The following is a 24,475-nucleotide window of genomic DNA, read 5'->3' as shown; positions in this document are numbered from 1 at the left end:
ACACCACCGTGGCCACTTACTCGCTCGTTATTCGGCGCTTGATGATCGTTTCGCTGACAATCGTGGTCAGCCGTGCCATTACCAGTCCATTGCTCACGTTATTCCTGAGCAACAAATTGGGCCTCAACCAACAGGACGTCGGCTTGCTGCTGGGTATCGCAGTGTTCATCGCCACCCTGTTGGCGCTGTATGGCGGCTATGTCATCGACCGCCTGGAAAAGCGCCGACTGCTGATCCTGGCGATGCTTTCCAGCGCCATCGGTTTCATCCTGCTGACCTTTGCCGAAAACCTCTACCTGACCACCATGACCGTGGTGATCACCGAGACCGCGTCGGCGCTGTTCCTTATCGGTTCAAAAGCGATCCTCAGCGAAAACCTGCCCATGGGCCAGCGCGCCAAGGCGTTTTCCCTGCGCTACACCCTGACCAACATCGGCTATGCCACCGGTCCCATGCTCGGCGTGGTGATTGCCGGTGTCTATCCGATCGGGCCATTCCTGATCGCCGGTGGCATCGCGTTTTTCAGCATCTTCCTGATGACCGGAATCCCCAGGGATGCCGCGCCATCGCCGGTCATTGGCCAGCCGCCAAGTTTTCTCAAGACGCTCAAGACCCTGAAAAACGACCGTACCCTGATCATGTTCACCTGCGGCTGCCTGCTCAGCACTGTGGTGCACGGACGCTTCACCCTCTACCTGTCGCAATACCTGCTGGTGACCCACGACTCCAAACGCGCACTGGACATCATGGCCGCCCTGCTCGCCTGCAACGCCATCAGTGTGATTGTGCTGCAGTATCAAGTCGGCCGGTTCCTCGATCGCGAGAAGCTGCGCTACTGGATTGCCGCGGGCACCAGCCTGTTCATTCTTGGCCTGATCGGCTTCAGCCTGGCGGACAGCATGGTGAGCTGGTGCGTGGCGATGTTCATTTTCACCCTCGGTGAAATGATCATTTACCCGGCCGAATTCCTTTTCGTCGATACTCTGGCCCCGGAAGAACTGCGCGGCAGCTACTACGGCGCTCAAAACCTGGCTGCACTGGGCGGCGCCCTGAGTCCGGTGATCTGCGGATACCTGCTGATGCACACCCCGGCCCCCACGATGTTCTATGTGTTGAGCGCACTGACCGCGATGGGCGGCCTCCTGTGCTTCATGAGTGGTCGTCGGATGGCCAAAGTAATCTGAGCCAGGCACTGCAGAAAAAGCAATGTCGTAGACCAGCCTATCAGGCGTCTGTTGTTACGCCCGAGCGCGCAGCGCGATGAAGTTTATTGCAGACCGGGCTATGCTAAGCCGCCATCCGCCCGGCTGGCCTGGCTTGCAAGGAATGCGTCATGGAGTTCGTGGTTCATAGCTATTGCCTCAAAGGCGCACGCCAGGAGCCTTTGCTGCCGCCTGTCACCCTGGCACCGACCTCGCTGACCTTGACCGTCGCCGAGCTCATTCGCCTGACCGTTGTCGAACAGATCGCCGCGCTGTCGGTCCAGCACTGGCTGGCGCAAGTGTCGGTGCGCGAAGCGCTCGATCGCCAATACCTGAGCGAGCGGGACATTCTTCAGCAAGCCAGTGAGGGCGCGGTTGTCATGCCGCAGGCCAGCGCGCCTCCAGACCTGGATGTCGGCGTTGAGGTCGAGCGCGCCTTGAAGGGTTTTGAAACCCGCGCGTTCCGCGTTCTGCACAGCGGCGTCATGCTGCAAAGGCTCGATGAGTCAATCGAATTGAGCCCGCCTTCCACGCTCGCGTTTATCCGCCTGGTCCCGCTGATTGGCGGTTGATCCTCGTCGCTCACTTTTGCTCGGATACCCTCATGCAATCACGCCGTCCTACGCCCGAACAAGCCACACGCCTCGCTGCGCTGCGAGCATTTTGTGATAGGGCGCTGGATGACTATCCCGAGCTCAGTCGATATGACGAATTCGAGCTCGACTTCTGGGACGGCATCGACTTCCTGCCCATAGCCGATGACTGGGTCAGGCAACATCCCCAGGACGGGCCCAAAGCATTGGCTGATGGTTTTGTGTTCCCGACCGTTTGGGAGGATTTGGAGGACCGCCGCGATCAACAACGCTATGGCCTGCAATATCGACTCTGCGATACGTGGATCACGGCTCACCCCGATGCCTATGCACTGGAGCAGATCGGCGCGCGACTGCAGCACATGCTGCAATTTGCCTTCGAGGACAGTGACTATCCATTGCCTACTGACGAAGATGGCCCTGCCTATTACCGAAGAAGTCCGGACCAGGCCTGGGCCTTCCCCGACGTTCAGGCCTGCCTCAATCGCTTGAGTAATTACCCGCCCACCCTGGCCTGGCAGACCGTCGCCGAATGGTTGCTGGACGGCAGCTGGAACCGCGTGCAGCCCTCTTCTGCGCCTGATGAAGAACCAAGGAAAATCGCCGACGCGTATATCTACGCGCACAAGGAAATCCAGCGCATTGCGCTGGGCCTGCTGGAAGCGGGCCGCCTCGACTACCCTCGCTTCGTCCGGGCGGCCAATACCTGGGGCCGCGCCATGATGTTCTACTCAGACGATGCCGGACTGGACAGCGATGATGTGGACCTGAATCGGTACGCCGATGAAGCGTTCGATGAGGACGATTCAAACGACGAGGCCACGGAAAACGAAAGCATCGATGATGAGTCGCCGCAGAGCGATGACATCCCCTCTGAAGAACCCGTTGCAGTGCATCCTATACTGGCGAGCTTCACCGTTCGTTACATCGAGGACGCCCTGGCTGGACTGCCCGAGAATGCCGAGAGGCTGGCTGACACCTTCCGTTTGGTAGAGGTATATCAGTCCCGCTGGTTGCTGCAGGCCCTGGCGGTCATCGAACGACTGGGCATGACGCCGGATGACTTCGATAGCTTCGGCGATACGGCTGCGGTGCTCCAATGCTTTCTACTGCTTCAGGATTTGCCCAGGACCCAATCAGCAGAGCTGCGCGCGGCGTTGTCCGGCTTTTCAAGAAATACCCTGCTCACCGCCCTGCCCTACGCCGGACAAGCCAGTCGAGTGGTGCTCGACGCGCTCGATTGGAGTGATCTGCAAGCCTTCCAGCGTGAATACCTGAACATTGCCCTGGCACCTCGGTCCGGCTGGGGCAGCGACCTGCCCAATACGCCGGATGAAACCGTGGGTGTGGTGGACCGTTACCTGCTGGACAAGGCGCTGACCGAGGCCAACTCAGACCACTTGCGCGAGTACCTCGCGGCGCTCGAACCCTCGCACTGGGCGTTTCCCGAGACCCGTGTGCTACTCGACGCCTACCAGGGCATCGGCCGATCGGCGCTGGAAAAGAAATTGACCCGCCACGCACAGCCGGCCATGCGCATTTATGGCGTACTGCCCATCTCGGGTCCGGACGACGTACGCCAGCGCTATCTGACGCTCAAGAAGCTGCACAAGGAGGTGTGTAAATACGGCGCTCAACGACAGGCCAACTCCCATGCAGCGGTGCAGGCAGGCCTGGAAAACCTGGCGCGTGTCGCCGGTTACCCCTCGGCGATTCGCCTGGAATGGGCCATGGAATCGGAGATCGCCGAATCCGCTTTGACAGCCGCCGCCATCGATGGCTACGACGTCACGCTGGTAATCGACGGTTTGTCACCCACGTTACACATCTGCAAAGCCGGCAAGACGCTCAAAAGCGCACCGCCTGCGATTCGCAAGCACGCCGACTTCATCGCCCTCAAAACGCAGCAAACCCAGCTCAAGGAACAGATCGCCCGCTTCTGCCGCACCCTGGAAGCAATGATGAGCAGCGGCGAAAGCCTGGCGCTGGACGAGCTGAAGCCGCTGTTGAAAATGCCCGCGGTTCGCCTGCTGCTGGAACAGCTGATCATGCAGGCCGACGACGCTGCGCTGGGCTGGCTCGATACCGCGACGCTGACGGTGACAGACCTTGAAGGCCGCCAACACGTCGCTGAAAAGCACCTGCGTATTGCTCACCCTTTTCATCTGTTCACGGCGGGACAACTGTCGGCCTGGCAGAAAGAAGTGGTCACCCATCGCCGCGTGCAGCCGTTCAAACAGGCCTTTCGCGAGTTGTACCTGCTGACACCTGCCGAGCGAGACACTGGCTTGTGGTCCAACCGATTCGCCGGCCATCGCCTGAAAGGCAAATTAGCCGCCCGGTTGCTGCAGGTCCGCAACTGGTCGACCTCAAGCGTCGAGGACATCTATTACGAAAGCAAAGAACACGGCATCTACGCCATGTTCAACTTTCTGGACACCGGCCATTACCTTTCGGAAACAGAACACTTTACCTTCGACACGATTGCGTTCTACCGCGACCAGAAAGCCATCCCCCTTGAGCAAGTACCGCCGCTGCTGTTCTCGGAAATCATGCGTGACGCCGACCTGCTGGTTTCCGTGGCCCACGCCGCAGACGGCTACAGTACCAGCAACGAAACCTTGCAACGACGCGCCGAATTGGTCGGCGAGTTGATCCAGGGTCTGGGGTTACGAAGCGTTAAATGCGAAGGGCATTTTCTGTACATTACCGGCCAGCGTGCGAACTACCGCATTCATCTGGGCAGCGCAGCCACCCATATCGAACCCGGCAACTACCTGTGCATCGTGCCTGCCGGCAGCAGCTCTACGGAGTTCTACCTGCCGTTCGCCGACACCGACAAGAAAATGGCCGAGGTGCTGAGCAAGATGTTTCTGCTGCTGGACGACCTGAACATCACCGACAGCCTGATACTGGAGCAGATACAGCGCGCGGATATGCCGGGAGCCGGGCACGCCATCGACGCCTGAACGACATCAATCAACCCTCTCGCGCATCGGCCAGGCGTAAGCGATCTACTTCGTCAAAGAGATTACAAAAGATGTCCACCAGGAAAGGATCGAAGTGGGAACCCGCTTGTTCGATGATAAATCGCCTCGAACTCTCGATATCCCAAGCCTGTTTATAGGCTCGAGGCATCCTTATGGCGTCATACACATCACATATCGCCACAATCCTTGCGGATAACGGGATCTCCTTACCCCGCAAGCCCTTGGGGTAGCCCGTGCCATCCCAACGTTCGTGATGGGACAGGGCAATTTCCGCGGCCAGGTCCGTCAACGGCGAACCCTCTGGGTCATGCAGGATTTCATAACCAATGCGCGCATGCTCCTGCATGATCGTCCGTTCTTGCGGCGTCAGAGCGCCAGGCTTTTGCAGAATGGCATCTTGAATGCCGATTTTTCCCACATCGTGCATCGGCGCAGCCATCCTCATAAGCTCGCACCATTGAGCGGGCATGCCGATGGCCTTGGCCAACAACGCAGCAGACTCACCAATACGGACAATGTGGTGCCCCGTGTCGTCGTCGCGATAGCTGGCGGCTCGACTCAAGCTGCTGCTGATGGCCTTGTAGCTGGAAGCCAGCTGGGCCGTGCGTAACTCCACTTTGCGCTCGAGTTCCGCATTGACGTCGCGCAGCAGCTTCGCCGCCTGGGCCAGCTCCAGGCAATTTCGCACCCGGAGCAGCACTTCGGGTAGATCTATGGGTTTGGAGATGAAGTCGTTCGCGCCCTTTTCCAGTCCTTTTCGCCGGTTCTGCTGATCATTCAAGGCCGTTACGATGATGACCGGTGACTCAGTGCGGTCGCGTGTACTGAGGCGATCAAGGATTTCAAAACCATCGGGCGCGGGCATGTCCAGGTCCAGCAACAGCAGGTCCCAGGCGTTCGAAAGCAGCCAGTCCAGTCCTTCGCCAGAGTCGCTGAATGTCGTGATGTTATTCAGGCCCACGGCTCGCAAGCAGGAATCCAGAAGCCGCAGATTGGTGGCCACATCGTCGATAATGACGATCCTGCTTTCAGCATTTATTTTGGAAAACATGCATCTGCCCTCCCCATGGCGAGCGTCAATACCAGACTACGAATACCCTGCATCTCCAAGGGAGAAGACACGATGGCCTGGCATTCCAGGTGGCTCATCGAAGCGTGATCGGCAGCCGCACGGACCACGACGATCGACATGGCAGTCGTTGCGATACTGGTGCGCAAGCCGTTGAAAAAAGTGTGCAGCACAGGCACAGAGTCCGCAGTGGCGACGATCAATACACGGACCGTTGTGGAGTCGAGCACGAGGCTGGCGTCGGGCAACGTATTGACCCACTCCAACTCAAAATCGCCGGCTAACGCCTCTCGAACCGTCTGACCATCCTCGGCGTTTTTACTCACCAGCAGGACCCTTGGCAGGGCTATCGTCGACACGTTGGATGCGCTCCCGGGCACAGGAAAAGCCGACGAACACAGATCGATCCAGAAAGTCGTCCCCACTTCGACGTTGCTTTCCAAGCCCATGGTGCCGTGCATCAGCAGCGCCAAGTCTCGGCACAGCGCCAAGCCAATGCCAGTTCCCTGGATGGAAGAGTTCTCTTTGCCCAAGCGCTGGAAGGGCCTGAAAAGCTCGCCCTGCAAAGCCGGAGAAATGCCCATCCCGGTATCCGTTACATAAAGTCGAAGCCTGGCTCCGTCCTCGACAGCCAAGGCCCCCAGAGTGATATCTCCGCCAGGCCGGTTGTACTTGATTGCATTGGATAACAGATTGATCAGGACCTGCTTGAGACGGCGCTTATCCGCCCAGACATGCCAGGTATCCAGGGGAACATTGATGTGCAAGGTCTGGCCGTGCGCCGAGACTTGCTGCTGGACCATGTCAGCGCAGTTGGATAACAGGCTTGCCACATGCACGGGCTTGAGGTCCAGCAGGGGCTTCTCGGCCTGCAAGCTGGAGAGTTCAAGCAAGTCATCAACCAACTGCATGAGGTGTTCACTGGCCTCGATGATTTCCTGCAGATTGCTCGTCTGCTGCGAAGCCTGGGCAGGTGACTGCATGAGCCCCAACTGGGCAAACCCGTAGATCGCGTTCAATGGCGTACGCAACTCATGGCTCATGCTGGAGATGAATTTGGATTTGGCAGTACTGGCGGCTTCTGCCTCCAAGGTCTTCTCTCGCAGATCCAACTGAGTCTGCTTGAGTGTCGTGATGTCGACACACGCCACGACCACGACATCGGAATCATCAAGCCGGGAGGGTTCCAGCGTACGACCCCGGCAAAGTATCCAGATCAGTTTTCCATGTACGTCGCGGATCCGGAACTCCACTTCCGGCGCCACGCTTGCACTGCCCCTGGCCTCTTCCAGGAACTGCGTAAAGGTCTGCCGATCCTCAATGGGAATGTTCTCCAGCAGAGTCGCCATCGGCACTTCGTTGGCGGCAAAGCCGAAGCGTTGGCACAAGGCCCCCTTGAGAATGAAACGCTGCCGTTTCGGGTAGTACTCCCAAAGCCCTTCGGCAAAACTCTCCATGACCAACTCAAGACGCTGCTGCGTGGAACTGCGAATGAACTCGGCCTGGGCCAACTGCCTGCCCATCCCCAGTGCCTGGTTGGACATTGACGACAGTTCGATGATATCGGAAGGAGTTGTCGCCGGCTGCCAGTTACCCCGACCAATCTCTCGCATCATTCGTGAGACGCCTTGCACCGGCGTGCTCAACTGGCGACTGAGGTCTCGTGTACGCCACCACATGAAGGCGAAGAACAAGGCATAGAACAGAACCAAGCCCGCGACCAACAGATACCCCACTTCGCGGTAATGACTGGCCAGCAGATTGGTTTCCTGCATGACCGCGGCTTCATCCACCACCGCCAGCAAGAACCAGCCGGTGGAAGGGATAGCACTCCAGGCGAGCAGATGCGGCCGCCCATTCAATGTCAGCGCAACGAGACCTTCTGGGTGGTCGGGTAAGTTCTTGTTGAGGCTGGCGAGATCCGGATGACGGGCGAGGTTCAAATCCGGCGATTGCAAGCGCTCGCGCTCGACAGGCTCTCCAGCGGGCTGGTTCTCGACGGCTTGCAGGGAAAAATCACGCTGCCCCGCCTCGGGTACGGCCATGATATCGAGCTTGTTGTTGACCAGCATCAGGTAGCCATCCCAAGGCATCTTCAACTGCTCTATTCGCTTCAAGATGCCATCGACCGTTACGTCGACCCCGGCTACGCCTTCCAGGAAGTCTGCGCTGTAAACCGGCGCAATGGCAGACATCATCCACCCCTGGCCGGCAGGATCCAGGTAGACATCCGTCCAGACTACTTTTTTATCCGGGTTATGTTTTGCATCGGCCAAGTAGTAGAAGTTGTATTGGGTGATGTCCATATCATGCGGGTACTGCTCGAGCGTATTGAACCAGGGATAAATCCGGTTATAGCTGTCCCAACTATTGAAATAGATGCTGGCAATCAGAGGATCTCCGTCCTTCAACTGCTTCATCATGAAATCCTGATTCGCCAGAAGAGAGACTTTATAGAGGTCGTGTTTTCCCAACGGGGTGACATTCGAATAAAACGAGGCAGACGCCCCGTCATTGGCTGCGCTGTAACGGACACCGTCGGCACTTACTGAAAGCGATGCCGCCACGGGGTGGTGGTTTTCGGTGAGTTCATGTTCAGTGGCCTTGGCATAAAGGCCAATCGCATTGTGAATCTGCTCCAGTTGACCTTGCACCAACAGCGCATTTTGCTGAACCGATACCTGTATGTCTCGTGTCGCACTTTGATGCAGGTACTCGATCTGGGAGCTTCGAATGGACTGATTGGTAATGAAATAGGTGGTGATCAGCACGCCTTCCACCAAGACGAGCGGCAACAGGCTGGTACTGGCAAACGCCCGCCAGATCCATGTGCGCAAACTGACCTTTTTCCTTGAAGCTGCTTGCATAGGCACGCTCATTGCGTTGGCCGCACAATTGATATCACAACGACATCATTGTGGTCTCATCCTTGATTCCTGTCCAAGGGAACCCTCTCCTTTCGTCCGCCAGTTGAACAACCTTGCAGGTATGGCAAGCATCGATCAAAAACCCGTGGACAGCCTTATGACCATAGTCGAACACTCGATTTCGTTCCCAACGACTTAAGCTATGCTCAAGAACGGGTTACCAGAGGATGAGGCGAATGGATTCAGCCATGGCGGTAGCAGCGCCGTTCACGCAGGACGCGGATGACGTGGGTGTCTTGTTGCTGGATGCCCAAGGGGCGCTGCTCATCATGGATGACTGCGCCAGCGCATTGTTAGGGTTGAGCGAGACCGCCGCCTCCCTTGCTCCCTTGCCCACCCTGTTTTCTCTAAAACCGCTGACGTTCGAACAGCATCTCACCCATGCACGACTGAAGGGGAGCTGGCATTTCCAGAGTCTGTCGGCCAATGGCGACACGCTGAGTGTGCAGCTCGACTACAAAGCACATCAGTCCACCTACCTGATAAAAGTCCGCCGCGCCGAACACCTCCACCTTGCCGAACAGGATTATCGCCTGGCGTTCGACTCCGCCGGCACGGGCCTGGCCTTACTGCGAATGAGCGGTGAATGGATCGCAGCCAATCGAATGCTGTGCCAGATGCTCGGCTACACCGAAGAAGAACTTCGCGCCACGTCGTTCCAGCGCTTGACTCATCCGGACGACGCCGATGTCAGTAAGGACGAATTACACAGGCTCATCCAGGGCCAACGCACCAGCCTGACCCTGGAAAAACGCTACATTCGCAAAGACGGCAGCACCCTGTGGGCACGCTTGACGGTAGGCATCGCCCGTAACTCCCAAGCCCAAGCGCTTTACTTTGTATCGCAACTGGAAGACATCAGTGAACATCTTGCCCTGCGCCAGGCATTGTTCAATAACGAAAAAAAATACCTTTCTCTGGCTAAAAACTCACAAAGCATCATCCTGCGCTACAACCGGCTTGGCCAACAGATCTATGCCAACCCCGAGCTTGAACGCGCTCGAGGCTTTCCCAATACGCACATCATGGAACGCACCTCGACACCCGATCCGCTCGACGAGTACTTTCGCACGCAAGTAAAACTCACGTTATCAACCGGCGCAGCAAACACGTTCCTGCTGGAAAACACGAACTCGTATTCAGGTCGTTCCGGGGATTTCCTGTGCAACCTGACACCGGAGCACGACGAAACAGGCGAGCTTTGCGGGGTGCTTGTCACAGCCCAGGACATCAGCGCGTTGCGCCGGCAGGAGCGCGCCGAAAATGCGCGCTCTGCCATTTTTCAAAAGATGGTCACTAATGACGCCCTGCTCGAAGTGCTGCCGCTGCTCAGCGCCTACCTGGAGATCCTGACGCCCGAATTTCGTAATGCCATGGCTTTCAAGGCTGTGCCCGGCGACGATCCCCTTCACGCGTACGCCGCAGACATCTCCTTGATTGAAACCTGCCTGGCCGAAGATCTTGATCGACATCCCGAGCTGTTCGAGCACCATCATTTCATTCGTGATCTAAGGAGCGATGCCCCTGACCTCGCTTTCAGCCAGCCCGCCTTGCAGGCAGGCTATCGAGGTTGCTGGGTAGAGCCGGTGGTCAATAAGACCGGTGTCACGATGGGGGCCATCCTGTTGTTCGTCTGCGGTGAAACCCAGCTGAGCGAGCAGGACCGCAAGCATGCACAAATGGCCAGTCATATTGGCGCCATCGCGTGGGAGCGCAGCTGCGCCCACAGCCACCTGGCGCAAAGCGAACGTCGTTACCGTGAAGTCTTCGACCATTCGCAAGACATGCTTTGCCTGCTCGCCGTGGATGCCGACCAGCAACTCAGTTGCCTGGAGGCCAATCCAAAGCTGTGCGAGATGCTCGCCAAAAGTCATTCGGACATGATCGGCCAACCGTTGGGCCAGTGCCTGGAGAAAGAAGCCGCCAATATCATCGAGGCGATCTGCCTGCACTGTATTGCCGTGGGTGCCCCCATCGAGCTGGATGCACAGTTGCCTTGCGGCCAGCGCTCACTCGTCGTCCATTTCAACCTGGTACCGGTAGCCGACTCGAATGGACGCCTGCATCGCCTGGTTTGCATTGCTCGCAACATTACCGATATCCGCGAAGCCCAGCGCAACGAACTGGCCCGACAGCAGGAAATCGGCACATTGGTTGAAAACTCTCCGGATGGTATTGCGCGGCTGAGTCCGACGGGAGAGCTGTTGTTCGTCAATCCGGCACTGGAAGCCTGGTTGGATCGCCCGCAAATTGACTTACTGCACAAGGACCTGCTCGAGATTCTGCCGAAAAACCTGCAGAGCCAATTACTTCGTGCAGCGGTCATTGAGGCCGTGGAAAAGGGCCAGCCCCTTGAGCATGAGTATGTGCTCACCGAGCAACATCGCCTGCAACGCGTCTATCACATCAGTCTCGTTCCCGAACAAGATATCCGCGGAAAAATTGCCACCGTGCTGGCTGTCGTTCGCGATATATCCCAGCTGCGCCTGGCAGAACTGCGTCTGGCATCGCTCAACAAGCAACTGCGCCAATTGATGTCCAGCCGTGAAAGTGCACGGGAAGAGGAACGCAAGCTGATCGCGCAGGAGATCCACGACGAACTCGGACAACATCTAACGGCGATACGCATGGGTACTTCACTGCTGCGCTTCCAGTACGGCGAGCAATTGCCCCAGCTCAGTGAACAAGTCGCACGCCTGCTGCACCTGATCGACCAGACGGTGCAGGTGGTCAGGAACATTTCCACCAGCCTGCGCCCTTCCATTCTCAACATGGGTATCGCCGCCTCACTGGAATGGCTGACCGACACGTTCAAGCAGCAATGGGGCATCGACTGCAACCTGCAGATTCGCCCGCAGAAAATCCGTTTGGACGATGCCAGTGCCACAGCCGCATTTCGCATCGCCCAGGAGTCGCTGACCAACATCGCCCGGCACGCCGAAGCCACTCGGGTCGATATCACGTTTGAGCAAGGCGAGAATGGCTGGTCGCTGAAAATCACCGACAACGGCAAAGGCTTTGACCAACGCGAACAATCGTCCGGGACACTCGGCTTGCTGGGAATGCGTGAACGAGGCCTGACTTTGGGAGGGACCACCACCGTATCCAGCAGTATCGGCAGCGGTACCACCATTCAACTGCGCGTCCCTGTTTCAAGGAGTCAAGACTCATGATCCGTTTAATGGTGGCCGACGATCACACGATCATGCGCGAAGGCCTCAAGCAATTGTTCGCACTGGTAAAGGACTTTTGCGTGGTGGCGGAAGCGGAGAACGGCGCCCAGGTCCTGGAGTTGTTGCGCCATACCGAGATCGATGTGCTCCTGCTCGACATGACCATGCCCGGTTCAAGTGGCGAGGATTTGATCGGCCGTATCCACGCCCATTACCCCAAGCTGCCTATGCTCATCTTGAGCATGCACAATGAAGCCCACATTGCCCAACGCGCCCTGCGCGCCGGCGCTTCCGGATACATGACCAAGGACCGTGACCCGGAAGCACTGCTGGCCGCGATCCGCAAGGTGAGCACCGGCGCACGTTACCTCGATCCACAACTGGCCGAACAGATCGCGCTTCAGAGCAGCGGTGTGACGCCCGAGAACGTTTCGCAAAGCCTGACCGCGCGTGAATTCCAGATCCTGCGCATGCTGGCTCAAGGGCTGAGCGTCAACCAGATCGCCGAACAACTGGTGATCAGCAATAAAACCGTCAGCACCCACAAGACTCGGCTGATGGAGAAAATGTGCTTTGCCACCAGCACAGACCTGGTGCGTTACGCCTTGAGTGAAGGCCTGGTCTGAAACGACGGCGCGCGCTCAGGGGTGATTTGCACGAACGCCAAGGATGGCCGAAGCAATCTGCTCCAGTGGCAACTCGCGCTCGACCGCTCCCAGCTTCAAGGCCTCGCGTGGCATTCCATACACGACACACGAGTCTTCATCCTGGCCCAGGGTCCTGGCGCCGGCATCGCGCATTTCCTTGAGGCCGCGAGCGCCATCATCGCCCATGCCCGTCATGATGATGCCAAGGGCATTGCTGCCCGCGCTACGAGCGACCGAGCGGAACAGTACATCCACCGAGGGTCGATGCCGACTGACAGGCGGCCCCTGCACGATATCCACTTGGTACTGGGCACCACTGCGCTTGACCAGCATATGGGTTCCGCCTGGTGCGATCAGCGCACGCCCAGGGATAATGCGGTCGCCCTGCACCGCTTCGCGGACCTCGATCTCGCAAACGTGATTGAGGCGCTCGGCGAACGCGGCGGTAAACTTCTCTGGCATGTGCTGCACCACGACAATGCCCGGACACACCCGCGGCAACTCTTGGAGTACCTGTTCCAGCGCCTGCGTGCCCCCGGTGGAGGTGCCAATGGCAACGATGGTTTCAGTCGTTCGGGCCATGGCCACGTTCGCGGGAGACAGGATCGAGTCGGCGCTGAGCCGCGGTGGCACGTCAACAGGCACCCGAGCGCCCGCTACACGCCGCAGGTTGGCCTTTGCCGCGGCCCTGACGGCGTGGACCAGATCATCCGCGCTTTCAGTCAGGAACTGTCGCAGGTTGGACTGCGGCTTGGTGACGATACTGACGGCACCAGCCGCCAGGGCCTGCAAGGTGGTCTTGGCACCCTTCTCGGTCAGCGTCGAACAGATCACCACCGGTGTAGGCTTTTGCGCCATCAGTTTTTTCAGGAAGGTAATACCGTCCATTCGTGGCATCTCGACGTCCAGCACGATGACGTCAGGCCATTGTTTGCTCATCTTCTCCATGGCGTACACCGGATCGGCGGCAACGTCGATCACCTGGATACCGCTGGCCTGGTTCAGGGTCGCGCTCAACACCTGGCGCACCACCGCAGAATCATCAACGATCAACACCTTGATATCCGTCATTTGGTATTACTCTTGGGCGATTCGATTACTTTGAATACGGAATCGGCGTGATTGAGTTGAAGGCGTCCGGTACCCACATCGAACACCAGGTGGCGATGGCCCCGGCCACCTACGTGATAAACCCGACATTGCAAGCCATGGGCCTGGATCAGGCTTCTGGCGGCATCGACATTCTGTTGGCCGATCCCGATACCGTTACCGCGCTTTACCCCGGGAAACATGTCAGCCCCGCCAAAAAGGCTCACCTCGAACTGCTCGGGCCGAGCCCCCGCGCGGTGAATGCACTCAAACAGCAGCGCCAACGCATCCGCTGCGTAACGACCGTTCAGATGTCCCGCGCCATGGGCTCCTCGACGAGGCAACATGTAATGACACATGCCGCCCAACAAGCGTTGCGGATGCCAGAACACCAGTGCGACACAGGACCCCAGCACGGTACACAGGCGCGTTTGGCGCCCTCCAAACGCCACGTCACCGGGTTGCAAGAAACACTCGATCACCCGGCTCATCTCAAGCGTCCGGTTTGCGGTAGATGGAGGGTTTGACCAACTGCAACTCATCGCTGATGCCATTCAGGCTCTCTGAATGGCTCACGATGAAGTAGCCGCCAGGCCTCAGGTGTTTGCTCAAGCGCTTGACCACCTCAGACTTGGTCTGGTTATCGAAATAGATCATCACATTGCGCAGGAAGATCACGTCGAACTGCCCCACTGAAGGCAGCGCATTGTTCAAGTTGATCGACGTGAACGTCATCCGTGACGCCAACGCACGATCCACCATGAAAATGCCGTTGTTGCAGCCCACGCCCCTCAGGCAGTACTTGTTCAACAGCGCCTCGGGAATGCCGCGGATACCATCCAGTGGGTAACGTCCGCTTTGGGCTTTTTCCAGCACCCGGCTACTGATATCCGAAGCGAGGATCTCCCATGGCCGGGTGCCCAGGCTGTCGGCCAGCACCATGGCCAGGGTGTAGGGTTCTTCTCCCGTGGAACAGGCACCACTCCAGATGCGCACCGGGCCATTCCCACGAAGCTCGGGGAGGACCACATTGCGCAGAAACTCAAAATGCTTGGGTTCGCGGAAAAAGTAGGTTTCGTTAGTGGTCAGCAAGTCCACCGCCATTTGCAACTCGGTCCGGTCCTTCATCAGCAAGCGGTAATAGCTGCCGTAGGTGGTCAGGTTGAAGAACTGCAAACGCTTGGCCAGGCGGCCACTGACCAGCTGTTTCTTGGCAACCGACAAGCTGATCCCGGCAATTTCATGAATCATTGCCCGAAACTGCTGGAACTCGTTGTCGGAGAGAACGACATTCATGGTCTCAGCCCGTCTGCGTCGATGTTCGAAGGAAGCAGCGTCGACCAGTCTTCGCTACTGAGCATGTGCTCGATATCCAGCAACAAGACAAAACGGTCACTGAGCTTGCCGATCCCCACCACAAATGCAGGGCTGAGGCGCCCCTGCAATGCCGGTGCCGGCTCGATCTGCTCGGCCGGGATCTCCAGCACTTCGCTGACGGCGTCCACGATGATGCCCACCAGGCCTGCGCCGCCACTGCCATGGACCTCCAGCATGACGATGCAGGTGCGTGGGTTTTCCAGGGTCTGGGCGCCCCCAAAACACAGCCCCAGGTCCAGTACTGGGATGGCCGCTCCGCGCAGATTGGTGATGCCGCGGACCTTCGGCGGCGCCATCGGCAACGGGGTAATCGGACCGTATTCGACAATTTCCCGTACGCACAGGGTACCGACCGCAAACATCTCCTGGCCCACGCTGAAGGTCAGGTACTGTGGCGCTGTCGTCCCTGGGGCCGGCAGGCGCGAGGCGGATATGGACATGGTTCACTCCTCGGGATCCACCGTAGACGGCAGCCTCCCTCTCAAGACAATGTAGGCACGCCTGAGCGCTACACCTCAGTGCAACTGGCTGGCGATCTCACTGACACACAGCACCTGATCGATCTGAAGCACAGTCAGGAACGCCCCTCGCACCTTGACCATCCCTCGAATAAAGTCTTCACGGATCCGGTTTCCGAGCGCCGGAGCGGCCTTGATGTCGGCCAACTCGATTTCGATCACCTCGCTCACCGAGTCGACTACGATGCCCAGCACTTGCGGCTCACCTTCCTGGACCAGTTCCAGGATAACGATGCAGGTCCTGTTACCTTGCTGCGTGGCGCCCTTGCAAAAGCGCGCCTGCAGATCGATCACCGGTACCACCGAACCGCGCAGGTTGATCACCCCCCGAATGAAATCCGGCATCATTGGTACGCTTGTCACCTGGCCATACTCGATGATCTCGCGCACGCACAAGGTATCGATTGCATAGACCTCCCTGGCGGATACGAATGTCAGGAACTGCAGGAATTCGCTGTCACACGGACTCTGCGGCGCATGCTCGAAATGGCTGAAGACTGCAGCTTCCATGTCTCAACTCCCGAAGCGGATGAAACCGCCTTCCTGGGTATGCTCACTGCTTTGCATCCCGCCCAGGCTGGAAGAACTGGCCCGTGGCACGGCAGAAACCGCAGCCCGACCATGCAGGGTGAAAAAGCCCATCAACTCCTGCAACTGTTCGGCCTGGCTACTCATTTCCTCAGCGGTAGCGGCCAGCTCTTCGGAAGCCGAGGCGTTTTGCTGAGTGATCTGACTCATCTGCGACATGGCAGTATTGATCTGTTCCGAGCCGATGGACTGCTCTTCGGATGCAGCGGCGATCTCCTGAACCAAATCGGAGGTCTTGGTGATCGAGGGCACGATTTCATCGAGCAGGTTGCCGGCACGCTCGGCCAGGGCAACACTGCTTTTGGCCACCTGGCCGATTTCCTGTGCCGCGACCTGGCTGCGTTCGGCGAGCTTGCGCACCTCAGCGGCGACGACCGCGAAGCCTTTGCCATGCTCGCCGGCCCGGGCCGCTTCGATGGCCGCGTTGAGCGCCAGCAGATTCGTCTGATAGGCAATCGAGTCAACGATCCCGATCTTCTCGGCGATGGTTTTCATGGCCGAGACGGTGTCCTTGACGGCCTGTCCACCCTCACTCGCTTCCTTGCTCGCCTTGCCGGCCATGCCATCGGTCACTTTGGCGTTTTCGGTGTTCTGGGAGATCGACGCCGACATCTGTTCCATCGACGCCGACGTTTCCTCAACCGACGCAGCCTGTACCGAAGCCGATTGGCTGATGCTTTGGGCCGTGGCGGAAATTTCTTCCGAAGCGCTGGACAGCGAATCGGCGGAGCTGCGCACCTCGCCAATGATCTGCGAAAGTTTGCTCACCGTTTCGTTGATTGCATTCTTCAGGTCTTGCAGGCTGCCCTGGTAATCACCTTTGACGCTGCGGGTCAGGTCACCACTGGACAGGGCCACCATGACTTCCATCGCCTCGCTGAGGGGGGCAACGATCGAGTCCAGCGTACTGTTGATCCCGGCCACGATGCGGCGGAAATCACCTTGGTGACGAGTACTGTCGGCACGGGTATCGAGCTTGCCGATCACAGCGTTGGCGCTCAGCATCTGAGTGTCTTCGATCAGCGCCTGGACGTTGCTGCGCAGTTGTTCGATGTTGTCGTTGATAAAGGCTTTTTTGCCTGGGAAACGGGCCAATGGCGCCGACAGGTCCCCTTCGCCGAAAGAACGTATGCACGCCATGGCCTGTTTTTTCACGCTGATGTGGCCATTGACCATGTCGTTGATGCCCTGGGCAATCTGACGGTACGAGCCTTGGAATCGTTGTGCGTCGATCTGCACATCAATGTCGCCTTTCTCGTGCTCGTCCGACATGTGACGCATCTCTTCGATCAACGCCATGATGGTGCTGCGCAGATGCTCGATGGTGACGTTGATAAAGGCTTTCTTGCCGGGAAACGCTTGCAGGGGCGCCTGCAGATCACCTTCGCTGATCGACTTGATACAGGCCATGGCTTGCTTCTTGACGCTGATGTGCCCACTGACCATATCGTTGATGCCTTGGGCCATCAGCCCATAGCTGCCAGCAAAGCGTGTGGCATCGATCTGCACGTCGATGTCGCCTTTGTCATGCTCTGCGGACATGTGATTCATTTCGCTGATCAATTGATTCAAGGTCCCGCTCAGCCGGTCCATGGAACCCATCAGTCCGGTACGTTCAGGGCCATTGCCGCTGCCCCGCACATCCAGTTGCCCGGCCACGAGCCGCTCGGCCAGCCGCCGTACATCGTCGGGTTCGCCACCAAACGTGCTGAGCAGCCGGCGTACCAGGAAGAAACCGATCAAGCCGATGGCCAGCAAGGTGGCGGCGCCGATCGAGGCTATGCTGTAGATCGCGGTCTGTTCGGTCGATGCCGCGACCGCTGCATTCTTACGTCCCAGCTCCAGGTTGTACTGACGCATATCGCTCAAGGCGGAAGTGACCTTGTCGCGGGTAACCTCCAGGTCGAGCAGCAAACTACGGGCTTCCGGGGCTGCATTCTTGAGGGCGTTATCGAAACGCTCCAGGCCTCGGTTGTATTCGTTGACCGCACTGCGCAAGGTGCTGAGCAGCGTCGCATCATGATCATCGGAGACGAACTCTTTCTGGTAGCGATCCAGCGCCTTGAGCACCGATTCCTTGTCGCTTTGCTGGGGACTACCGACAGGTCCGGACAACCGCTGCCATTGCAGGCTGTGGCTATCCGCCAGGGTCAGGGCCACTTGCTCCAGCAACTGCAGGCTGGGCACTGTATTGACTTGCGCATAGCTGGCCGTGCTCCTGACCCCACCCATCAGATAGAGACTGAGGCTGACCAGGATCAGGATGCCCAACAGAGCGGAGGCGACCAACAGCGAGATATTTTTCTTGACGGTCATGATGCTGTACTCCAAGGAGAACTATTGAGTCAATTCAGGGCTGAGGGGCGTACCGTGCTTCTGCCGGCTGGCGACTTGCCCGAGTAGTTTTGGAATATCCAGGATCAACGCGACTGCTCCGTTCCCCAGGATGGTGAAGCCGCCCAGTCCATGAGCTGTACCGAAAATCTTGCCCAACGGCTTGATCACCGTCTGGAATTCCCCCAGCAATTGATCGACGACCAGGCCCACCCGCATCCCCGCGTAATGCACCACCACGATGTTTTCACGGCCATGGTTAGGCTCATCGATGGCAAACATCTCGCGCAGGCGCAGGACTGGCAGCACCGAGCCTCGCAGGTCCAGGAAATCCTGGTTGCTGCAGTCGTCGGTCGATAGCTCGATGCACTCCTCGACCAGGTCCAGAGGCACGACATAAGAGGCATTGCCCACCCCGATCAGAAAGCCATCGATGATGGCCAGGGTCAGCGGCAGGCGGATACGCACCGTGGTGCCCACCCCCTCCTCGCTTTCCAGATCGACCGAGCCTCGCAGGGCGACGATGTTCCGTTTGACGACGTCCATGCCCACCCCACGCCCGGACAGGTTGCTGACCTGATCGGCAGTGGAGAAGCCTGGCTCGAAAATCAGATTGAGAATGTCGCCTTCGGCCAGCTGTTGCCCTTCGGCAACCAGGCCGCGCTCCGTCGCCTTGGCCAGGATGCGTTGCTTGTTCAGGCCACCACCGTCGTCACTGACTTCAATGACGATGCTGTTTGCCTCGTGATAGGCATTGAGGCGAACCGTACCCTGCTCCGGTTTACCCCGGTCACGGCGCAGCTGCGAGGGCTCGATACCGTGGTCCATGGCGTTACGCACCAGGTGAGTCAGGGGATCACCAATGCGCTCGACCACCGTTTTGTCCAGCTCGGTCTCCCCACCATGTACCTGCAAGGCGATGTCCTTGCCCAGCTCCTTGGACACATCGCGCACCACCCGCTGGAAGCGGTTGAATGTGCCTCCGATCTGCACCATTCGCAGGGTCAGGGCACAGTCGCGCACCTCCTCGACAAGTCGCGAGAGCGAGCTTGTCGCTTCAATCAGCTCGCCAATGCCGCTTTGGATGGCCCCCAGGTTGGCGCCAGCGCCGGCGATGATCAGCTCGCCCACCAGGTTGATCAATTGATCCAGTTTGCCGGCATCGACACGAATCAGATTACCTTCGGCCGAACGGGCTTCTTTTGCCCCCCGGCTCTTGGGCGCGTCATCGTGGACGGCTTGGTCTGGTGCCATTAGGGTCGCAACGGGCATCGACTCACCAGAAGAGGCACTCGCCAGCCAATCTTCACGGGTCAGGGAACCACAGGCGATAAAGGCCTCGACCATGACATCGGGCTCAGCCTCGAGACGGCCAATCAACGCCCGGAAACCGGTCAGGTCGCCATTGCACGGCAACACGCAGATCTGGCTGCCCTCGCGAACGAAGTCGAAGGCGCCTTCAATGGTGGCCTGGTCGGCATCACTGACAAACCCCAGTTCAAAGCCCAGGTAACACGTTTCCGGGTCCATCTTCGAGATGTCCGGCATGCCATCGGTGATGCACACGACCGCACTGATTTGACCGAAACTGTTGAGGTAGCGCAGCAACGACAGCGGATCCATACCGTTGCGCAGGACGTCGGGACACAGGCGCAGGGACAGATGCCAACGCGCGGTAAGAGCCGATGGCATCGGCTCAACGGTTGCCACGCACTGCACCGGCTCGTGACGGTGCTCAAGGTAGCCGTTAAGACGCTCCACCAATGCCGCTCCCTGGCGCTCATGCTCTGCGGTCATGCCTTGCAGGTCGCCGTGGCAGGCAAGCAGTTCAATCAGCGTGCACAAGTGGTCACGCACTTCCAGGAACAAGGCACTCAGCGACTCGTCCACCCGCAGTTCATGTGCACGGACCCGATCCAGCACGCTCTCTGCCACGTGGGTAAAGGCAACGATCGGTGTGAAACCAAACAGGCCAGCAGAACCTTTGATGGTATGGGCGACGCGAAACAGCGCGTTGATGGTGTCGGCATCATCCGGCGCCTGTTCGATCTGCAACAGCGCATCCTCCATCAGAAGCAAAAGCTCCTGGCTTTCGGCGATGAACGTCTGTAGCACGTCGTCCAGATTCATGGGCGAACTCATGGTTTCAACCTCTCTGCTGACGGGGCGGGGCCGACGCGTCGAAAAAGCTGTGCAACCCACTCATATCCAGTGCATCGAGCACCGCTGCGCTGGGATTGCTCAGCAACAGGCTGGAGCCGTGGCGCTGTGACTCCTGCTTGATCAGCACCAACAGCTGGAGCCCGGCAGTATCCATTTCATCTACGCCCCCCAGATCCATTTCGACTTCCTGAGCCAAGGGAAACAGCTCCAGCAACAGGTCTTTGCGTTCAGCGGCGGTGTAAATAGTCAGCGGCCCTTCGAGAACCAGAATCCGACGCAGACTAGCTGTGGTGTTCGTCATGACAACCTCCTTTCCAGGGTCTCTGGGCGGCGTTACGGCATGATCAGTTTGGAAACGGCACCGAGCATCTGGGCCGGCTGGAAGGGCTTGACCATCCACGCCTTAGCGCCGACGGCCTGGCCCTGTTGCTTCATGGCATCGCCGGTTTCGGTGGTCAGCATGATCACTGGCGTGAACTTGTAGGCCGGCAGTTGTTTAGCGGCCTTGATGAAGCTGAGGCCGTCCATGTTCGGCATGTTCACGTCACTTACAATCAAGTGGATCTTGCGGCCGTCGAGCTTGGTAAGGGCGTCGCGACCGTCAACACCTTCGATGACCTCGTATCCGGCGCCCTTCAAGGTGATGCTCACCACTTGGCGAATGGAGGCAGAGTCATCGACAATCAGGATGGTTTTGCTCATGGGGAAACTCCCTAGAAAAAAGTGATCTCGGATGAAGTGCTGCTCACCACAGGCTTACCGTGATGTATCGCATGCTGTTCAGGCATGGTGTAGGTGCTTGCCAACTGCTCAAGCCAGGTGTCGGCGATGATCGGAGCAGGCGTACCGCCGGCGAGAGCCAGTTGCTGGCGTTCGGCGATATGCTCATGCAACTTGCGAAGATCGTTGTTGACCAGGGAAAGCATCTGGCCGACCCGATCCTGGAACTGCAGGGCGACCAGCACCCCCGATATCTCCATGGCAACGTTTTCGCTCTGCTGCTGAAGACTGCTGCTGGTATCGACGATGGCCTGGGCGTTGTGCCGGAAGTGCTCGATCACCTGGGACACCAGTTGCTCTGAATGAGCCAGGGTTTGTGAATCCTGCTGCGCCTGATGCCGAGAAAGCTCGACGGTGCGAGAGATGGCAGCGTTGACGGTGTTGACCGTCTCACTGATTTTCTGCCCCGTCTCCCCGGATAAGCTGGACAATTTGCGCACTTCATCCGCCACTACCGCGAAGCCGCGTCCGGCATCCCCTGCCCGGGCCGCTTCAATGGCGGCGTTGAGTGCCAACAGATTGGTCTGCTGGGCGATATCGCCAACGAATTTGGCCATTTCTTGCAATTGAGAGGTGAAGTCGGAAAGGAGCATTACCTCCTTGAGTTCCGACTCCTTGCGCAACAGCGCGTCGCGCAGGGCAACCATGATCGAATCCAGGTCCCGCTGGCCGACTTCAAGGATTTCCAGCAACCGTGCTCCCGAACTCTGGCCCGCGCCGAGGGAAGCAGAAGCGCTGATGTCTCCCGACAGCGTCGCGAAGCGGTGACTGAGCTTGAGGATCGATTCCTCGCTGAGGATGCGCGCTGCGTCGATCTGGTGACTCCAGATCGGCAGTACCTGCACGCACACCTCGCCCAATCCATCATCAGGCGAAGCTGCCAGGTGAAGTTGCTGATCGTCGCCTGGTTGAGCGTGCGGCTGAGTGCTCGATAAACGCTGGGCCCACACGCCCATCAGCAACGCGCCAAACAAGACAAGCACGCAACTGGCTGCACTGCGCAGATTGAACTCCGCGCTGATCAGAATCGCGGCGCAACCGAGCACTCCCGTCAGAACCGCGGGCAGCATCATCAAGATCAGGGGGGAGGAAATTGCCTGTCCTTTCACCTTCATCTCTCCAGTTCATTGCGGATCCGACGGGACCCAGCGCAAGACATCCACTATGGGGATGCGCGGTTTTGTTGGCCTGGAGAAATAATGGCCAAGTGACAGTCCTGGAACTATCGGAGCATCCTGATTTACAACTAAGGATTGCGGTTGCGCGGTAGGAGAATTCCTACTCGATGGCGACAGGAACCCAAAGCGACAGAAAAAGAAAACCAGCGACAAGCGCTGGTAAAAAAAAACAGACGCGCACCGCGTCACCCCAATCGCGACTCGCTGCCTTGGCCCTCGCCCACCCAAAGCGCTTCAAGGTTCTTCAAACCCCAGGTCTTCTCTGACTCAAAGCTGACAATGCGGTCCAGCCCACAGGCCAGATCAATGCATTCGGGAGACAACGGGGTACGAGTCGACGCCGAGTAGAAAACCTTTACCGTGGGCGTCAGCAAACATTCGGCGTGCTGCTCTATTACCACCGCCAACCTGTCACTCTGAAGGCGCACCAAAGCGCCAACCGGATAGATGCCAATGCATTTGACGAAAGCGTGAAACACTTTCTGGTCGAAATGCCCGATCCATCCGGCCATTTTTCGAATCGATTCGGCGGGGCCCCAGCGATCCCGATAAGGACGGTCAGATGTCACGGCGTCATACACATCACAGACAGCGGCCATGCGCGCGAACAAGCTGATCTGGGTTCCACATAACTTATGTGGGTAGCCACTGCCGTCCACCTTCTCATGGTGATGCAGGCAAACGTCCTGCACCCGGGAAGTGAAATGCCTGCTGTCCGCCAGCATCCTGGCGCCCGCCTCCGGGTGCGTGCGCATCTTCGTATGTTCGTGGTCATTCAATGGCAATGGTTTCGCCAGGATGGCCGCAGGTATCGCCATCTTGCCCACGTCATGCAGCAAGCCCGCCAGCCCGGCTTCTTGGACCAGGGGCGGTGGTAAATCCAGCTGACGTGCCAAACCAATCATCAATCCACAGACGGCCACGGAATGCATGTAGGTGTATTCATCGGCAGTCTTGAGGCGCACCAGGCTGAGCAGTGCATCCGGGTGACGTAACAGCGAATCGGAGATTTCACCCACCATGTCCGTGACGCGATCCAGTTGAACGATCCGTCCCATCCGCAGATCGCCGAACATCTGCATGACAGCAGCCTTGGAACTGGCGCAAAGGTTGATCGCCCTCAACAGCTCTTCGCTCATTGCCACCCTCGGACGCGGCCCAGGGACCTCTGCACAAGGTCGGATCGATAGACAAGCAGGCTGCTGGCCACCTTGACCCACCTGCACAACGCTTTCATCAGGCGTAGATGCTTGCACGTCCGCGCCCTTGGACGGGTCGATCCATGCACCAACAATGCCCGAGGCGAGGACTTTCTCCAGCACCTCTTCATTCAGAATCAGGAAGCCTTTGCTCCAGAACGGACGCTCCTCACGAGAACCAGATAGCTCCTGGACATACATTCCTACGCAAAGATCGCTCACACCGATATGTTTCAGCACGATGCAGATCCCTCTCTGTTTGCAACCGCCTTCCCTGAATTGCCCGAACGCATTAACCCAGCGTGGGATGTCTGGAGTACGCATCAGGATGCCACCCTGGCCCTTGAATAATAGCCATGCGCCATCAATCAAAGAATCAGAGCAATCTTATTTAGGTCTAGGGATTACAGATGGGCGCGTAGGGATTTTCCTACGCGGCAAATCCTCAATACGCGGTCATCACTAAGACTTCTCTCCGTAAGCGTCCTGCTGGCGCAGGCCACGCTCGGCCATCGTGTCCCTGTAATTCGGATCGCCATAGATACGAGCCAGCAGAATAGCCCCTCGGGGTCATCCAGCCGTGGCCGTGTCAACCATCGCGCCTGCGCCTGGCCGCACCCGCCGCTCCTTGGCATCGGGTCGGCTCGG

General features: G+C 58.4%; 18 protein-coding genes. 5 read left to right on the top strand and 13 right to left on the bottom strand.

The annotated features are described in order from the left end of the window. Window positions 1-8 precede the first annotated feature (8 nt). The 3 genes from SGN16_RS11415 to SGN16_RS11405 all read left to right on the top strand — a co-directional run bounded on the left by SGN16_RS11415 (window position 9) and on the right by SGN16_RS11405 (window position 4,764). Window positions 9-1,184, top strand: coding sequence for an MFS transporter (locus tag SGN16_RS11415; protein ID WP_335944053.1), 1,176 nt, complete (start codon window positions 9-11; stop codon window positions 1,182-1,184). A 149-nt stretch (window positions 1,185-1,333) separates the two neighbouring features. After that, window positions 1,334-1,774, top strand: a complete 441-nt coding sequence (locus tag SGN16_RS11410; protein WP_210644153.1) for a hypothetical protein — start codon at window positions 1,334-1,336, stop codon at window positions 1,772-1,774. Between the two features lie 32 nt (window positions 1,775-1,806). After that, window positions 1,807-4,764, top strand: coding sequence for a DUF4132 domain-containing protein (locus SGN16_RS11405; RefSeq protein WP_335944052.1), 2,958 nt, complete (start codon window positions 1,807-1,809; stop codon window positions 4,762-4,764). 10 nt (window positions 4,765-4,774) lie between these two features. Here the strand turns inward: SGN16_RS11405 and SGN16_RS11400 are convergent, their stop codons facing one another. Both SGN16_RS11400 and SGN16_RS11395 read right to left on the bottom strand, forming a co-directional pair. Next, window positions 4,775-5,836, bottom strand: a complete 1,062-nt coding sequence (locus tag SGN16_RS11400; protein ID WP_135844822.1) for an HD domain-containing phosphohydrolase — start codon at window positions 5,834-5,836, stop codon at window positions 4,775-4,777. Continuing rightward, complete coding sequence (locus tag SGN16_RS11395; RefSeq protein ID WP_335944051.1) at window positions 5,821-8,721, bottom strand: ATP-binding protein; 2,901 nt, start codon at window positions 8,719-8,721, stop codon at window positions 5,821-5,823. Before SGN16_RS11395 ends, SGN16_RS11400 begins: the two co-directional genes overlap by 16 nt. Window positions 8,722-8,957: 236 nt before the next feature. Here SGN16_RS11395 and SGN16_RS11390 point away from each other — a divergent pair, with 236 nt between their 5' ends. Both SGN16_RS11390 and SGN16_RS11385 read left to right on the top strand, forming a co-directional pair. Next, window positions 8,958-11,954, top strand: a complete 2,997-nt coding sequence (locus SGN16_RS11390; protein WP_335944050.1) for a PAS domain S-box protein — start codon at window positions 8,958-8,960, stop codon at window positions 11,952-11,954. Beyond that, a complete protein-coding gene (locus tag SGN16_RS11385) occupies window positions 11,951-12,580 on the top strand; it encodes a response regulator transcription factor (protein WP_210644142.1) in 630 nt (209 codons plus the stop codon). The genes SGN16_RS11390 and SGN16_RS11385 overlap by 4 nt, the downstream gene beginning before the upstream one ends. A 15-nt stretch (window positions 12,581-12,595) precedes the next feature. Here SGN16_RS11385 and SGN16_RS11380 read toward each other — a convergent pair whose 3' ends face one another. From SGN16_RS11380 to SGN16_RS11330, 11 genes are all read right to left on the bottom strand, one after another. Beyond that, window positions 12,596-13,672, bottom strand: coding sequence for a chemotaxis response regulator protein-glutamate methylesterase (locus SGN16_RS11380; RefSeq protein ID WP_210644140.1), 1,077 nt, complete (start codon window positions 13,670-13,672; stop codon window positions 12,596-12,598). After that, window positions 13,669-14,181 carry a chemotaxis protein CheD gene (locus tag SGN16_RS11375; protein ID WP_335944049.1) on the bottom strand — a complete coding sequence of 171 codons (513 nt, stop codon included), beginning with the start codon at window positions 14,179-14,181 and terminating at the stop codon, window positions 13,669-13,671. The genes SGN16_RS11380 and SGN16_RS11375 overlap by 4 nt, the downstream gene beginning before the upstream one ends. A gap of 1 nt (window position 14,182) precedes the next feature. Beyond that, entirely contained in the window at window positions 14,183-14,986 is an 804-nt protein-coding gene (locus tag SGN16_RS11370; protein WP_210644136.1) for a protein-glutamate O-methyltransferase CheR, read from the bottom strand. Further along, on the bottom strand, window positions 14,983-15,507 hold the full coding sequence (locus SGN16_RS11365; RefSeq protein WP_210644134.1) for a chemotaxis protein CheW: 525 nt from the start codon (window positions 15,505-15,507) through the stop codon (window positions 14,983-14,985). The genes SGN16_RS11370 and SGN16_RS11365 overlap by 4 nt, the downstream gene beginning before the upstream one ends. 75 nt (window positions 15,508-15,582) lie before the next feature. Beyond that, window positions 15,583-16,095 (bottom strand): chemotaxis protein CheW, encoded by a 513-nt coding sequence (locus SGN16_RS11360; RefSeq protein ID WP_210644132.1) that lies wholly within the window; start codon window positions 16,093-16,095, stop codon window positions 15,583-15,585. A gap of 3 nt (window positions 16,096-16,098) precedes the next feature. After that, a complete protein-coding gene (locus SGN16_RS11355; RefSeq protein ID WP_335944048.1) occupies window positions 16,099-18,489 on the bottom strand; it encodes a methyl-accepting chemotaxis protein in 2,391 nt (796 codons plus the stop codon). A 21-nt stretch (window positions 18,490-18,510) separates the two neighbouring features. Continuing rightward, window positions 18,511-20,637, bottom strand: coding sequence for a chemotaxis protein CheA (locus SGN16_RS11350; RefSeq protein ID WP_335944287.1), 2,127 nt, complete (start codon window positions 20,635-20,637; stop codon window positions 18,511-18,513). Window positions 20,638-20,653: 16 nt separating this feature from the next. Then, entirely contained in the window at window positions 20,654-20,971 is a 318-nt protein-coding gene (locus SGN16_RS11345; RefSeq protein ID WP_210644127.1) for an STAS domain-containing protein, read from the bottom strand. A gap of 32 nt (window positions 20,972-21,003) precedes the next feature. Then, the gene (locus SGN16_RS11340; protein WP_135844811.1) at window positions 21,004-21,372 is read right to left on the bottom strand and encodes a response regulator; all 369 of its coding nucleotides are present in this window, start codon (window positions 21,370-21,372) and stop codon (window positions 21,004-21,006) included. Window positions 21,373-21,383: 11 nt separating this feature from the next. Further along, window positions 21,384-22,565 (bottom strand): methyl-accepting chemotaxis protein, encoded by a 1,182-nt coding sequence (locus tag SGN16_RS11335; RefSeq protein WP_335944047.1) that lies wholly within the window; start codon window positions 22,563-22,565, stop codon window positions 21,384-21,386. A gap of 248 nt (window positions 22,566-22,813) precedes the next feature. Continuing rightward, window positions 22,814-24,067 carry an HD-GYP domain-containing protein gene (locus SGN16_RS11330; protein WP_335944286.1) on the bottom strand — a complete coding sequence of 418 codons (1,254 nt, stop codon included), beginning with the start codon at window positions 24,065-24,067 and terminating at the stop codon, window positions 22,814-22,816. Window positions 24,068-24,475: the final 408 nt, after the last annotated feature.

The organism is Pseudomonas sp. G166 (assembly GCF_037027455.2).
In the GTDB taxonomy this organism is placed as follows: domain Bacteria; phylum Pseudomonadota; class Gammaproteobacteria; order Pseudomonadales; family Pseudomonadaceae; genus Aquipseudomonas.
This window is presented reverse-complemented; position numbering and strand designations above follow the sequence as displayed.

Excerpts from the sequence above, each read along its gene's own strand:
- SGN16_RS11410 (WP_210644153.1), top strand. The coding sequence starts at position 1,334 with ATGGAGTTCGTGGTTCATAGCTATTGCCTCAAAGGCGCACGCCAGGAG.
- SGN16_RS11405 (WP_335944052.1), top strand. The coding sequence starts at position 1,807 with ATGCAATCACGCCGTCCTACGCCCGAACAAGCCACACGCCTCGCTGCG.
- SGN16_RS11400 (WP_135844822.1), bottom strand. The coding sequence starts at position 5,836 with ATGTTTTCCAAAATAAATGCTGAAAGCAGGATCGTCATTATCGACGAT.
- SGN16_RS11395 (WP_335944051.1), bottom strand. The coding sequence starts at position 8,721 with ATGCAAGCAGCTTCAAGGAAAAAGGTCAGTTTGCGCACATGGATCTGG.
- SGN16_RS11390 (WP_335944050.1), top strand. The coding sequence starts at position 8,958 with ATGGATTCAGCCATGGCGGTAGCAGCGCCGTTCACGCAGGACGCGGAT.
- SGN16_RS11385 (WP_210644142.1), top strand. The coding sequence starts at position 11,951 with ATGATCCGTTTAATGGTGGCCGACGATCACACGATCATGCGCGAAGGC.
- SGN16_RS11380 (WP_210644140.1), bottom strand. The coding sequence starts at position 13,672 with ATGACGGATATCAAGGTGTTGATCGTTGATGATTCTGCGGTGGTGCGC.
- SGN16_RS11375 (WP_335944049.1), bottom strand. The coding sequence starts at position 14,181 with ATGAGCCGGGTGATCGAGTGTTTCTTGCAACCCGGTGACGTGGCGTTT.
- SGN16_RS11370 (WP_210644136.1), bottom strand. The coding sequence starts at position 14,986 with ATGAATGTCGTTCTCTCCGACAACGAGTTCCAGCAGTTTCGGGCAATG.
- SGN16_RS11365 (WP_210644134.1), bottom strand. The coding sequence starts at position 15,507 with ATGTCCATATCCGCCTCGCGCCTGCCGGCCCCAGGGACGACAGCGCCA.
- SGN16_RS11360 (WP_210644132.1), bottom strand. The coding sequence starts at position 16,095 with ATGGAAGCTGCAGTCTTCAGCCATTTCGAGCATGCGCCGCAGAGTCCG.
- SGN16_RS11355 (WP_335944048.1), bottom strand. The coding sequence starts at position 18,489 with ATGACCGTCAAGAAAAATATCTCGCTGTTGGTCGCCTCCGCTCTGTTG.
- SGN16_RS11350 (WP_335944287.1), bottom strand. The coding sequence starts at position 20,637 with ATGAATCTGGACGACGTGCTACAGACGTTCATCGCCGAAAGCCAGGAG.
- SGN16_RS11345 (WP_210644127.1), bottom strand. The coding sequence starts at position 20,971 with ATGACGAACACCACAGCTAGTCTGCGTCGGATTCTGGTTCTCGAAGGG.
- SGN16_RS11340 (WP_135844811.1), bottom strand. The coding sequence starts at position 21,372 with ATGAGCAAAACCATCCTGATTGTCGATGACTCTGCCTCCATTCGCCAA.
- SGN16_RS11335 (WP_335944047.1), bottom strand. The coding sequence starts at position 22,565 with ATGAAGGTGAAAGGACAGGCAATTTCCTCCCCCCTGATCTTGATGATG.